Origin of the sequence: Kocuria oceani, assembly GCF_029524215.1 — a bacterium.
Classification (GTDB): Bacteria; Actinomycetota; Actinomycetes; order Actinomycetales; family Micrococcaceae; genus Kocuria; species Kocuria oceani.
This window is the reverse complement of sequence record NZ_JARAMH010000012.1, coordinates 86,682-98,924: the sequence shown is the minus strand read 5'-3', so window position 1 is coordinate 98,924 and position 12,243 is coordinate 86,682. Positions and strand designations below refer to the sequence as shown.

The window sequence follows — 12,243 nt, the reverse complement described above, 5'->3', positions numbered from 1 at the left end:
GCCGCGGCGGCCCCGGGGAAGCACGCCTCACACCGCCTCGACCGCCTCGGCCGGGCGGCCGAGGCCCGGGGGCGCTGCCGCCGGTGAGCCGGCCAGGTCCCGGAGCAGGCCGGCGGCGACACTGATGGCGATCACCGCGGGGGCCTTGCCGGGGATGTCGGGGAGCCCGATGGGGCACGTGATGCCGTCCACGGCGCTCTCCGGGTGCCCCTCCGCGCGCAGGCGCTGCCGGAAGCGGGCCCACTTGGCCCGGGAGCCGATCAGGCCCACGGTGCCCAGGTCCGCCCGGCGCAGCGCCGCGTCGCACAGCACGAAGTCCTCGGCGTGGTCGTGGCTCATGATCAGCACGTGCGCTCCGGCCGGCAGCCCGGCCAGGACGTGCTCCGGGACGGGGCTGTGGTGGAGGTGGACCTGTGCGGTCCCGTCGGTGACGTCGGCGAGCCGGGCGGCGTCCAGCTGGCCTTCCCGGCTGTCCACCAGGTGCAGGTGCAGGGGCAGCCGGGACAGCACCCGGGCGAGCTCGTGCCCCACGTGCCCCACGCCGAACACCGCCACCGCGGGCCGGGCGCCCTGGGGCTCGAGCAGGACGCTGACCACGCCCCCGCAGCACTGCCGCCCGTGCTCCACGGCGGCGTGCTCGTTGAGCGAGAAGGTCAGCGTCTCCGGGACCGTGGCCCCGCCGGCGAGGAGGACGCGCGCCCGCTCGACCACGGTGGCCTCGAGGTTGCCCCCGCCCACGGTGTCCCACGTGGCGGTCTCGGCCACGACCATCTTGGCCCCGGCCTCCCGGGGGGCGTGCCCGCGCACCTCCGTGACGGTGGCGAGCACCCCCGGCGCGCCCGCCGCGCGCAGGTGCTGCAGCGCGTCCAGCCAGTCCACGTCAGTGCGCCGCCGTGGTGGCCGGCGCCGGAGTTCCCTCCGCGTCGGCGGTCAGGGCCCGGCGCCCCTCCTGGACGGCCCAGAACACCGCCTCCGGGGTGGCCGGGCTGGCGAGCCCGACGCTCCGGCCGCCGGGGCCGAAGGCGGCCGCCGCCTCCCGCAGCGCCTCGCGCACGCTGAAGGCCAGCATGAGGGGCGGTTCCCCCACGGCCTTGGACCCGTAGACGACCCCGCTCTCGGTGGCCTGCTCGAAGAGGTGCACGTTGAACTCCTCGGGCATCTCCGAGAAGCTCGGCAGCTTGTAGGTGCTCGCCGCCTGCGTGGCCAGCCGGCCCCGGTGCGGGCCGTCGGAGACGTCCCAGCGCAGGTCCTCGAGCGTGAGCCAGCCGGCCCCCTGCACGAAGCCGCCCTCGATCTGCCCCACGTCGATCAGCGGGGAGAGGCTGTCCCCGACGTCGTGCACGATGTCGGTGCGCAGCAGCCGGTAGGCGCCGGTGAACCCGTCGACCTCCACCTCGGAGACGGAGGCGCCGTAGGAGAAGTACTTGAACGGCTCGCCCTGCATCCTGGCGCCGTCCCAGTGCAGCCCCTCGGTGCGGTAGTACCCGGCCGCCCACAGCGAGATCCGCTGGAAGTAGGCGTCGTGCGCGAGCTCCGCGAAGGACATCTGCCGGTCGTGGAAGCCGATCCCGGTCACCGTGCCGTCCACGAACCGGACGTCGTCGGGGTGGATGTCGAACTTGCGGGCGGCGACCTCGGCCAGGCGGTCGCGGATCTGCTCGCAGGCGTTCTTCACGGCCCCGCCGTTGAGGTCCGCCCCGGAACTGGCGGCCGTCGCGGAGGTGTTGGGCACCTTGTCGGTGCGGGTGGGCGCGAGCCGGACGGTCTCCAGGGGCACGCCCAGGGCCGTGGCCGCGACCTGGCGCATCTTGGTGTGCAGGCCCTGCCCCATCTCGGTGCCGCCGTGGTTGATCAGCACGGACCCGTCCTTGTAGACGTGCACGAGGGCGCCGGCCTGGTTGAAGGCGGTGAGGTTGAACGAGATGCCGAACTTCACGGGGGTGACCGCGAGCGCCCGCTTGGTGTCGGGGTGGGCGGCGTTGAACGCCGCGATCTCCTCGCGGCGGCGCTCGACCTCGGCCCGGTCGAGCAGCTGCGTCCAGATGGTGCGCAGCCGCTCGGCGTGCCGGACGGGCTGACCGTAGGGGGTGGACTGGCCGGGGACGTAGAGGTTGCGGTGGCGCAGCTCCGTGGGGTCCACCCCGAGCAGCGGGGCGCAGCGGCCCAGCACCTCCTCGATCACCAGCATGCCCTGGGGGCCGCCGAAGCCGCGGAACGCGGTCTGGGAGGTCTTGTGGGTCTTCGCGATCCGCCCGTGGACCTGCACGTTCGGGATCCAGTAGGCGTTGTCGATGTGGCACAGCGTCCGCTGCAGCACGGGCTCGGAGAGGTCCAGGCTCCACCCGCCGTCGCTGGTGACGGTGGCCTCCAGGGCCTGCAGGCGACCGCTCTCGTCGAAACCGGCCTCCCAGCGGGCGTGGTAGGGGTGGCGCTTGCCGGACAGGGTGATGTCCTGGGTGCGGTTGAGCCGCAGCCGGACCGGCCGTCCCGTGAGCACCGACCCGAGGGCGGCGACGGCGGCGAAGCCGTGCGGCTGCATCTCCTTGCCGCCGAACCCGCCGCCCATGCGCAGGCACTGCACGGTGACCTCGTGGCTGTGCAGGCCCAGGACGTGGGCGACGATCTCCTGGGTCTCGGTGGGGTGCTGGGTGCTGCAGTGCACCAGCACCTGCCCGCCCTCGTCGACGTAGGCGAAGGAGGCGTGGGTCTCCAGGCAGAAGTGCTCCTGGCCGCCGAACTCGAGCTCCCCGCTGAAGCGGTGGGCGGCGGTGGCCAGCGCCGTGGCGGTGTCCCCGCGGCTGACGGTGGGCTGACCGCCCTGGAAGCTCCCGGCCCCGACGGCCTCCGCCACGGTGACCAGCGACGGCAGCGGCTCGTAGTCGACCTCGACGGCCTCGGCCCCCAGCCGGGCGGCCTCCAGGGTCTCGCCCAGCACCCAGCACACCGCGTGCCCGTGGAACATGACCTCGGAGGGGAACAGCGGCTCGTCGTGCTTGGTGCCGGCGTCGTTGACCCCGGGCACGTCCGCGGCGGTGAGCACCCGGACCACGCCGGGGACCGCCAGGGCCGGGGCCGTGCGCAGGTCCCGCACCAGGGCGTGGGCGTGCGGGGCCTGCACCGGCCAGGCGTGCAGCACGTCCTGGTGGCGCACGATCAGGTCGTCGGTGTACAGGGCCGTGCCCGTGACGTGCAGGGCGGCGCTCTCGTGCGCGACGGGCACGCCCACCACGGGGTTGACGGGGCGGTCGGCGAGGGACGTCATCGGGACTCCTCCAGATCGGGAGCGGGCGCGTGCTGCGCCCAGAACTTGAGCAGGGCCTGCTCGAGCATGGCCGAGCGGTAGCGGGCGCTGGCCCGGTGGTCGTCGATCGGGGTGCCCTCGCCGGCCAGCGCGGCCGCCGCGGCGAGGACCGTGTCGCGGCTCCACGGCGCGCCGCTGAGGATGCGCTCCGGGCCGTGCGCCCGGATCGGGGTGGCGGCCACGCCGCCCAGGCCGATCCGCGCCGAGGTGACCGTGCCGGCCTCCACGTGCACGGCGATGCCGACGGCCACGCTGGAGATGTCGTCGAAGCGCCGCTTGGCGATCTTGTGGAACGCGGTGTGCCGGGCCGGCGGCAGCGGGATCCGCACCGCGCGGATGATCTCCCCGGGGCGGCGGACGCTCTGCCGGTACCCGGTGTAGTACTCGTCCAGGGGGACCTCGCGCTCGCCCCCGGCGGAGGCCAGCACCACGGACGCCCCCAGGGCCAGCAGCGCCGGGGCCGAGTCCCCGATGGGCGAGCCGGTCCCCAGGTTGCCGCCGAACGTCGCGGCGTTGCGGATCAGGCGGGAGGCGAACTGCGGGAAGAGCTGGTCCAGCAGCGGCACCCGCCCGGCCAGGCCGCGCTCCACCTCGGACAGGCTCAGGGCCGCCCCGATCTCGACCCGCTCCGGTCCCACCTCGAGCGTGCGCAGCTGCTCGAGCCGGTCCACCGCCAGGGCCAGCGGCGGGCGGGCGTGCTGGATGTTGACGCCCACGCCCGCGTCCGTGGACCCGGCGACCAGCTGGGCCTCCGGGGTGCGCTCCAGGTGCTCGAAGAGCTCCTCCAGGGAGCCGGGGCGGACGAACCGTGCGCCGTCGGCCTCCACCCGCGTGGGCGGGGCCGGCTGCGCGGGCCGGTCCTGGCGCCGCAGCAGCGGGTCGGCCTCGGCCGGGGTGCCCAGCGCGTAGGCGGCGTCGCGGATGGGCCGGTAGCCGGTGCAGCGGCAGAGGTTGCCGCTGAGGGCGTGCAGGTCGAAACCGTTGGGCCCGCACTCGTGGCCGGCCGCGTGCTCCTCGCCGGCGACCTCGGTGCCGGTCTGCGCCTCGGGGGCCGCGCCGTGGTCCGCACCCAGGGCCTCGCGCTCGGGGCGGTAGTACTCGGCGGCCATGGAGCAGACGAAGCCGGGGGTGCAGTAGCCGCACTGGGAGCCTCCCCGGAACGCCATCTCCTGCTGGACGGGGTGCAGGGCCGCCGGCGCGCCGGTGCCGCCCGCCGCGCCGAGGCCTTCGGCGGTGACGACCTCCTGGCCGTCGAAGGCGGCGGCGGGGGGCAGGCACGCGTTGACCGAGGTCCACCGGCTGCGCCCTTCGCCGTCCGGCCGGGCGACCAGCACCGCGCAGGCCCCGCACTCGCCCTCGGCGCAGCCCTCCTTGGCGCCGGTCAGTCCCTCGCCGCGCAGCCAGTCCAGCAGCCGGGTGTGCGGGCCGACCCCGGCACCGTCCCGGGTCCGACCGTTGACCGTGACTCGGATCTCACTCATGCCTTGTCCTCCATGGCTTCGCGGAAAGGGTGTCGCCGACGGGCACGGGGCGACCGCCCCTCGGCGCTCGGGTGCTGCGGGTCCTGCGCCGGCGGGATGGGCGGCCGGGCGTCCGGCGTCCCGGGCGGCCCGGTGATGGCGGACCGGGCGACAGTGGACCCGGTGACAGTGGGCCCGGCGGCGGACCGGGCGCCGGCGGCCTCTGTCCGCGTGGGCGCGACGAGTGCCACCGAGATGACGGGTGCCACCACGACGACGGGCGACCCGCTCGACGACGCGGCCCGTCGGGCATTCCTCGGTGGAGGCGCGGTGCTCCTCACGGGGCGCGGGTCCGCAGGCCCGAGACCAGGCTGCCGGTGGGGGGCGTCGATGCCCGCCGGGCCGGTGCCCGTCCACGCCGGGCGCCGGTCTGCCGGCCACCTCCGGACGTGGCCGTGCTGACCGGGCGGCGGCACGGTGTCGATCATGGCGATGAACTCCTCGATGCGGGCCACTGGCCGCGACGTGGAGTCAGGTGGTTCCCCTGGGGTACCGGGAGCTCTCTGGCGGCGGGCCAGTGCGATTCGTGGTTGCTCGCCCGGTAGATAGTCCGTTGAGGACCCGCCGTGGGCTGTCTCACACCCTAATCACGCCGCCGTGCGGCCGCAACAGGTTCGCCGCCGCACGGAGTCATGGGTGATCGCGGAAGAATTCTTCCACGATGTGTTGTAGATCACGTCGAGCTGCTCTACGTTGGCCTCAGCCAATGGCGGGTCCCGGTTGCACGGGGCTATCTACCGGGCATGATCTGACAGCCGGGCGGGCCCGCCGACGGACAAGCCGTTCCCCGGGTCCATCCACGATCCGTGAGGACCTGAGCATCATGTCGACCATCCACGAAACCACTCCGCGCACCAGCACCCACCTGGAGCGGGCCGTCGATCTCGCGGCGGAGAGCGCCGCCGGCGACGGCGGGCCGTTCGGCGCCGTCGTCGTGACCGCCGACGGGCGGGAGTTCCCCGCCGTCAACCGCGTGACCGCGGAGCACGACCCCACGGCGCACGCGGAGGTCATGGCCATCCGCAGCGCCTGCCGCGAGCTGGGCACCTTCGACCTCAGCGGCGCCGTGCTCTACAGCAGCTGCGAGCCCTGCCCGCTGTGCCTGTCGGCGTCCCTGTGGGCCCGGCTGGACGCGGTGTACTTCGCCGCCGACCGCCACGACGCGGCGGCCGGCGGCTTCGACGACGCGCAGTTCCACGAGTTCTTCGCCCAGAGCGCGCAGGAGCGGGACCGGGCCCTCCCCGTCCGCCACGTCGCCCTCGCCACGCGCACGGAACCGTTCGAGGCCTGGGCCGGCAACGCCCTGCGCACCGCGTACTGAGCCGAGCACCCCGCCGCCCCGGTCGGCTCCCACCGGGACCATCAGATCTGGACACTTCACGGGGGATCCGCCCACACCGGACGGCCCGGGAAAAACAGAGGATCGCCGGACCTTGCGCAGCAGTGCCGACGCCTGCGCGCTGAAGGAGGCTCCTGCCATGTCATCGACCGCATCTGGCCACCAGGACAACGACCACCGGATCCGCCGCGACCGCTCGGCGCGACCGGCACCTGCACCCGGCCCCGAGGACGAGAGGCTCCCGCTGGGGCGCACCACGGCCTACGGCTTCCAGCACGTCCTCACCATGTACGGGGCCATCGTCGCCGTGCCCCTCATCATCGGGCAGGCCGCCGGCGTCTCCGGCGAGGAGATCGCCCTGCTCATCAGCTCCTGCCTGCTCATGGGCGGGATCGCCACGATCCTGCAGAGCTTCGGGGCCCCCTACCTCGGCTCCCGGCTGCCGCTGGTCCAGGGGGTCTCCTTCGCCGGGGTGGCCCCCATGCTGGCGATCCTCGCCGGGGGCGGCGACCTGTCCACCATTTTCGGGGCCGTCCTCGTCTCCTCGGTGGTGGGGTTCCTGCTCGCCGGTGCCTTCTCCCGCGTCCTGCGGCTGTTCCCGCCGGTGGTCACGGGCACGGTCATCACGGTCATCGGCATCTCCCTGCTCCCGGTGGCGATCTCCTGGGCCGCCGGCAGCGGGGAGGGTGGAGCCGCCGATCCCCGCAGCCTGGCGCTGGCCGGCATCACCCTGCTCATCGTGCTGGTGCTCTCCAAGGTGGGCGTGGGGATGATCTCGCGCCTGTCCATCCTGCTCTCCTTCGTGCTGGGCACGGCGATCGCCACCGCGATGGGGATGGTGGACTTCTCCGGCGTGGGGGAGGGCGGCATCGTGACCTTCCCGACGCCGCTGGCCTTCGGCCCCCCGAGCTTCGAGGTCGCCTCGATCATCTCGATGCTGATCGTGGTGCTGGTGACGATGACCGAGACCACGGCGGACATCCTGGCCGTGGGCGAGATCACCGGGGCCAAGGTGGACTCCCGGCGCGTGGCCGACGGCCTGCGGGCGGACATGCTGTCCTCCGCGGGAGCGCCGCTGCTCAACTCGTTCACCCAGACGGCCTTCGCGGCCAACGTCGGTCTCGTGGCGGTGACGGGCATCCGCAGCCGCTACGTGGTCACGGCGGCGGGGATCATCATGGTCGGGCTGGGCATGTTCCCCGTCGTCGGGGAGGTCGTCGCGGCCATCCCCACGCCGGTGCTGGGCGGGGCGTCGATCGTGCTCTTCGGCACGGTGGCCTCGTCCGGGGTCCGCACGCTGGCGAAGGTGGACTTCAACCACTCCATGAACCTCGTCATCGTGGCGGTCGCCTTCGCCTTCGGTCTCATCCCGGTGGCCGCGCCCCAGTTCTACGCCGGCTTCCCCTCCTGGGCCCAGACCGTCCTCGGCTCGGGCATCAGCGCCGCGGCGGTCGTGGCCATCGCGCTCAACCTCCTGTTCAACGAACTGGCCGCCGGCAACTCCGAGCACCAGTCCGCCGTGGCGGCGGCCCCGGTCCGGGTCGTCCGGGCGGACACCCTGGCGCACCTGCGGGAGGGCGACCGGATCCAGAACGGCACCGTGGTGGGCAGCGACGGGGCCGAGGTGGCGGTCGTGGCGGAGCGTCACTTCGACGACGTCCGGAGAATGATCGACGAGGGGGAGATCACCCACACGGGGCAGATCCGGATGGTCCTCGAGGCGAAGGACGCCAGGTCCTGAGCACGCCGGTCCGCCCCGGCCTGCCGAGGCCTCGACCCCGGGGTGTCCCCGCCCCCGCCCGGCGAGCCGCCGGGCGGGGCGGGGCACAGCCGGGGTGACTCAGACGTTCACCAGGCGGTGGGCCGCCGCGGTGTGCTCGGCCGTGAGCGCCTCCACGTCCAGTCCGGTGATCGCCCCGTCCTCCACGAGCCAACGCCCGGCCACCATGACCCGGTCCGCCCGCTCCGCGCCGCACAGCAGCAGCGCGGAGAGCGGGTCGTGCGCCCCGGAGAAGCGCAGCCCGTCGAGGCGGAACATCGCGAGGTCCGCCTGGGCGCCCGGGCGGAGCGCGCCGAGGTCCGGGCGGCCGAGCAGGCGCGCGGAGCCGGCCGTGGCCCAGCCGAGCGCACGCTGCGGGGTCACGGCCTCGGCCCCGTAGCGCAGCCGCTGCACGTACAGGGCCTGACGGGCCTCCAGCACCAGGTTGGAGGCGTCGTTGGAGGCCGACCCGTCCACGCCGAGACCCACGGGGGAGCCTGCGTCCTCGAGCTCCACGGCCCGGCAGATCCCGGAGGCCAGGCGCATGTTGGACGTGGGGCAGTGGGCCACGCCCACCCCGGCCGCGCCCAGACGGGCCAGCTCGGCGTCGTCGAAGTGGATGCCGTGGGCCAGCCAGGTCCGGTCGGTGAGCCACCCCGTGGACTCGAGGTAGTCCACCGTCCGCAGCCCGAAGCGCTCCCGGCAGAAGTCCTCCTCGTCGATGGTCTCGGCCAGGTGGGTGTGCAGCCGCACGTCGAGCTCGCCGGCCAGCACGGCGGTGTCCCGCATGATCTCCCGCGTGACCGAGAAGGGGGAGCACGGGGCCAGGGCGATCTGGGTCCGCGCGCCGTCGCCGCGCTCGTGGTGGGTCTCCACGAGCCGGGCGCTGTCGGCGAGGATGACCTCCGCCTCCTGCACCGTGTGCTGCGGGGGCAGTCCGCCGTCGCGCTCACCCAGGCTCATGGACCCGCGGGAGAGCACGGCCCGCATACCGAGGCTGCGCGCGGCCTCCACCTGCACGTCGATCGAGTCCTCCATGCCGCCGGGGAACAGGTAGTGGTGGTCGGCGGCCGTGGTGCAGCCCGAGAGCAGCAGCTCCGCCATCGCCACCGTGGTGGCCAGCTGCAGGTCGCGGGGGCGCAGGCGGGCCCAGACCGGATAGAGGTCCCGCAGCCACGGGAAAAGGGGCACGCTGACCACGGGCGCCCAGGCCCGGGTGAGGGTCTGGTAGAAGTGGTGGTGCGTGTTGATCAGCCCGGGCACCACCACGTGCTCCCGGGCGTCGAGGACCGCGCACGGCGCGGCCGGGACGCCGCCCGCGGGGACCAGCTCCACCACGGTGCCGGAGGCGGTGTCCACCACCACGCCGCCGGCCGTCCGCTCGGTGGTGTCCTCGCCGGCGTCCTCGCCGGTGTACAGGGCCAGGGGATCGCGCAGCCACAGCAGGTGGGAGCCGGGGTCGGTGGTGTGGGTGTGCACGGGGTGCTCCGATCGGTCGCAGGATCTCGTCGCCGGCGCCGTGGCCCCGGGTCCTTCCGAGGGCGGCACACGGCGCCGCCAGCTCAGTGAGGTCCTGTCTGCTGATCCAGGAGACCGCTCGTGCAGTCCCGGCGACCTTAACACCGCTGCGCGCCGCCCGACAAGCAGGTGGCCGCGGTGACGGCGCCGTGCACGGTGGAGCTCGCAGATCCTCGGGGGGCATTTGCTCGACGACCCGAGCGGAAGGCGCCGCCCCGGTGGCTGCCGCCGGCCGCGCTCACCCCGGCGGATGCCGACCTCGGTGGACGGGTTCCCCGCCCGGCCTCCGCCGGGGACCCGGGCCGGGAATAACCTCGCGCGGGCACGGCTTGTACGGGATGGTTCAAATTTGTAGAACTTGCGGTGCTCGCCGACACGGGTGCCGCGGGAGACCAGGAGGACGGCATGCAGTTCGGCATCTTCACCATCGGGGACGTCACCGAGGACCCCACCACGGGACGCGTCCCCACCGAGCACGAGCGGATCAAGGCCACGGTCGAGATCGCGAAGAAGGCCGAGGAGGTGGGGCTGGACGTCTTCGCCACGGGTCAGCACCACAATCCGCCGTTCGTGGCCCCGGCCAACCCGCCCATCCTGCTCGCCGCCGTCGCGGCGCAGACCGAACGGCTGCTGCTGTCCACGGCCACGACGCTCATCACCACGACCGACCCGGTGCGCATCGCCGAGGACTACGCCTACCTGCAGCACCTGACCGACGGGCGGGTGGACCTGACGATGGGCCGCGGCAACACGGGCCCGGTCTACCCGTGGTTCGGCAAGGACATCCGCCAGGGCATCCCCCTGGCGGTCGAGAACTACAACCTGCTCCACCGGCTGTGGCGGGAGGACGTGGTCGACTGGCAGGGGAAGTTCCGCTCTGCTCTGCAGGGCTTCACCTCGACCCCGCGCCCGCTCGACGACGTGGCTCCCTTCATGTGGCACGGGTCGATCCGCTCGCCCGAGATCCCGGAGCAGGCCGCCTACTACGGTGACGGGTTCTTCCACAACAACATCTTCTGGCCCGCCGAGCACACCCGGCGGATGGTCGACTTCTACCGGCAGCGCTACGAGCACTACGGCCACGGGTCCTACGACCAGGCGATCGTGGGGCTGGGCGGGCAGGTGTTCATGCGGCGGAACTCCCAGGACGCGGTGCGGGAGTTCCGGCCCTACTTCGACAACGCCCCGGTTTACGGCCACGGCCCCTCCCTGGAGGACTTCACGGCCCAGACCCCGCTGACCGTCGGCACCCCGGAGCAGGTGGTCGAGAAGACCCTCGCCTTCCGGGACTACGCCGGCGACTACCAGCGCCAGCTGTTCCTCATCGACCACGCGGGCCTGCCCCTGAAGACCGCCCTGGAGCAGATCGACCTGCTGGGCGAGGAGGTCGTGCCGGTGCTGCGCCGGGAGTTCGCCGCGCTCAAGCCCGCCCACGTGCCGGAGGCGCCGACCCACGCCTCGCTGGTGGCCCGCCACCGCGCCGGCCAGGACCCGGTGCCCGGGGGTGCCGCGGACTCGCCCGCCGGGCGGGCCCGTGCCGAGCAGGAGAGCCGCGCAGGCCAGGGAAGCCGCACCGGGCAGGAAAGCCGCACCGAGCAGGAGGCCCGCCGATGAGCACGCACACGCCCTCCCGGACGGCCTCGGCCCCCGGGGCTGCCCGCCCGGTCCGTCTGGTCGTGGTGTCGGCCGGGATGTCCGACGCCTCCTCGACCCGGCTGCTGGCCGACCGGCTTACCGAGGCGACCCGCGACGCCCTGGGTCCGGCCCCGGTACGGATCACCCGCGTGGACCTGCGCCCGCTGGCCCACGCCATCACCGACCACCTGCTGACCGGCTTCCCCGCCCCGGCCTTGCAGGAGGCGCTCGAGGCGGTCTCCGGCGCGGACGCCCTGATCGCGGCGACCCCGACCTTCAAGGCCTCCTACGCCGGGCTGTTCAAGTCCTTCTTCGACCTCGTCGAGGAGGACGCGCTGGAGGACCTGCCGGTGCTCGTGGCCGCCACCGGGGGCACCGCACGGCACTCGTTGATGCTCGACACCGCCCTGCGCCCCCTCTTCGCCCACCTCAAGGCGTTCGTACTGCCCGTGGGGGTCTACGCGGCCACCGAGGACTGGGCCGGGGAGGAGCTCCAGGCGCGCATCCGGCGCGCCGGCGCGCACCTGGCGTCACAGCTCGCACCCGGCCGCGCCCCGGAAGTTCCGGCCGCCGGGGAGGCGCCGGCCGGGGCGTCGGGCCGGCCGGGGGGCGACGGGTTCGCCGACGTCCCGGACTTCGCCGACCTGCTCGCCCGGACCGGGCAGTGAGCGGTCCGGCAGTGAGCGGCCCGGCAGTGAGCGGCCGGGGCACGGGCGGTCGGGGCACGGGCGAGCACCCATGGGACGTGTGGCAGCTGTTCTTCGAGACCTCCGCCCGGCTGACCATCGAGCTGGAGACCCGGCTGAAGGAGCACGGCTGCTCGCTGATGGACTACCAGGTGCTCCTGCTGCTGCGCAACGCGGCCCACCACCGCCTCCGGATGGGAGAGCTCGCCCAGCGGATGGTCTTCTCCCCGAGCCGGCTCAGCTACCAGATCGGAGTGCTGGAGAAGCGCGGGTGGGTCCGGCGCCGGCCGTGCCCGCAGGACAGGCGCGGGCTGGAGGCCGAGCTCACCGGCGAGGGGCTGGCCGCCTTCCGCCGTCTCCGGCCCGCCCACGCCCGCGACGTCGAGGAACTGTTCTTCGACGCCCTGGAGGGCGACGACGCGCAGCGGCTGCACGCCATCATGGAGCGCCTCGCGCGGACGGTGCACCCCTCCTGAGGCCGTCCG

At 74.0% G+C, this 12,243-nt stretch carries 9 protein-coding genes; 5 read left to right on the top strand and 4 right to left on the bottom strand.

Annotated elements, in window-relative coordinates:
- Positions 1 to 27: 27 nt before the first annotated feature.
- Genes xdhC through PU704_RS13470 form a run of 3 tightly spaced genes read right to left on the bottom strand, consistent with a single transcriptional unit; the run spans position 28 to position 4,782 of the window.
- Positions 28 to 879 carry a xanthine dehydrogenase accessory protein XdhC gene (gene xdhC / locus PU704_RS13480; protein WP_277551697.1) on the bottom strand — a complete coding sequence of 284 codons (852 nt, stop codon included), beginning with the start codon at positions 877 to 879 and terminating at the stop codon, positions 28 to 30.
- 1 nt (position 880) lies between these two features.
- Positions 881 to 3,262 (bottom strand): xanthine dehydrogenase molybdopterin binding subunit, encoded by a 2,382-nt coding sequence (xdhB, locus tag PU704_RS13475; protein WP_277551696.1) that lies wholly within the window; start codon positions 3,260 to 3,262, stop codon positions 881 to 883.
- Positions 3,259 to 4,782 carry a xanthine dehydrogenase small subunit gene (locus PU704_RS13470; protein ID WP_277551695.1) on the bottom strand — a complete coding sequence of 508 codons (1,524 nt, stop codon included), beginning with the start codon at positions 4,780 to 4,782 and terminating at the stop codon, positions 3,259 to 3,261. Before PU704_RS13470 ends, xdhB begins: the two co-directional genes overlap by 4 nt.
- Positions 4,783 to 5,644: 862 nt before the next feature.
- Between PU704_RS13470 and PU704_RS13465 the strand changes: the two genes are divergently transcribed.
- Both PU704_RS13465 and PU704_RS13460 read left to right on the top strand, forming a co-directional pair.
- Positions 5,645 to 6,142, top strand: coding sequence for a nucleoside deaminase (locus PU704_RS13465; protein ID WP_277551694.1), 498 nt, complete (start codon positions 5,645 to 5,647; stop codon positions 6,140 to 6,142).
- Positions 6,143 to 6,299: 157 nt separating this feature from the next.
- On the top strand, positions 6,300 to 7,901 hold the full coding sequence (locus PU704_RS13460) for a nucleobase:cation symporter-2 family protein (protein WP_277551693.1): 1,602 nt from the start codon (positions 6,300 to 6,302) through the stop codon (positions 7,899 to 7,901).
- Positions 7,902 to 8,000: 99 nt separating this feature from the next.
- On the opposite strand, the gene PU704_RS13455 is transcribed toward PU704_RS13460, so the two are convergent.
- Complete coding sequence (locus PU704_RS13455; protein ID WP_152683237.1) at positions 8,001 to 9,398, bottom strand: 8-oxoguanine deaminase; 1,398 nt, start codon at positions 9,396 to 9,398, stop codon at positions 8,001 to 8,003.
- 444 nt (positions 9,399 to 9,842) lie between these two features.
- Here PU704_RS13455 and PU704_RS13450 point away from each other — a divergent pair, with 444 nt between their 5' ends.
- The 3 genes from PU704_RS13450 (at position 9,843) to PU704_RS13440 (ending at position 12,234) form a co-directional block, all read left to right on the top strand.
- Entirely contained in the window at positions 9,843 to 11,051 is a 1,209-nt protein-coding gene (locus PU704_RS13450; protein WP_277551692.1) for an LLM class flavin-dependent oxidoreductase, read from the top strand.
- The gene (locus PU704_RS13445) at positions 11,048 to 11,740 is read left to right on the top strand and encodes a CE1759 family FMN reductase (protein ID WP_047801615.1); all 693 of its coding nucleotides are present in this window, start codon (positions 11,048 to 11,050) and stop codon (positions 11,738 to 11,740) included. Before PU704_RS13450 ends, PU704_RS13445 begins: the two co-directional genes overlap by 4 nt.
- A gap of 77 nt (positions 11,741 to 11,817) precedes the next feature.
- Positions 11,818 to 12,234 (top strand): MarR family winged helix-turn-helix transcriptional regulator, encoded by a 417-nt coding sequence (locus PU704_RS13440; RefSeq protein WP_075872245.1) that lies wholly within the window; start codon positions 11,818 to 11,820, stop codon positions 12,232 to 12,234.
- Positions 12,235 to 12,243 lie beyond the last annotated feature (9 nt).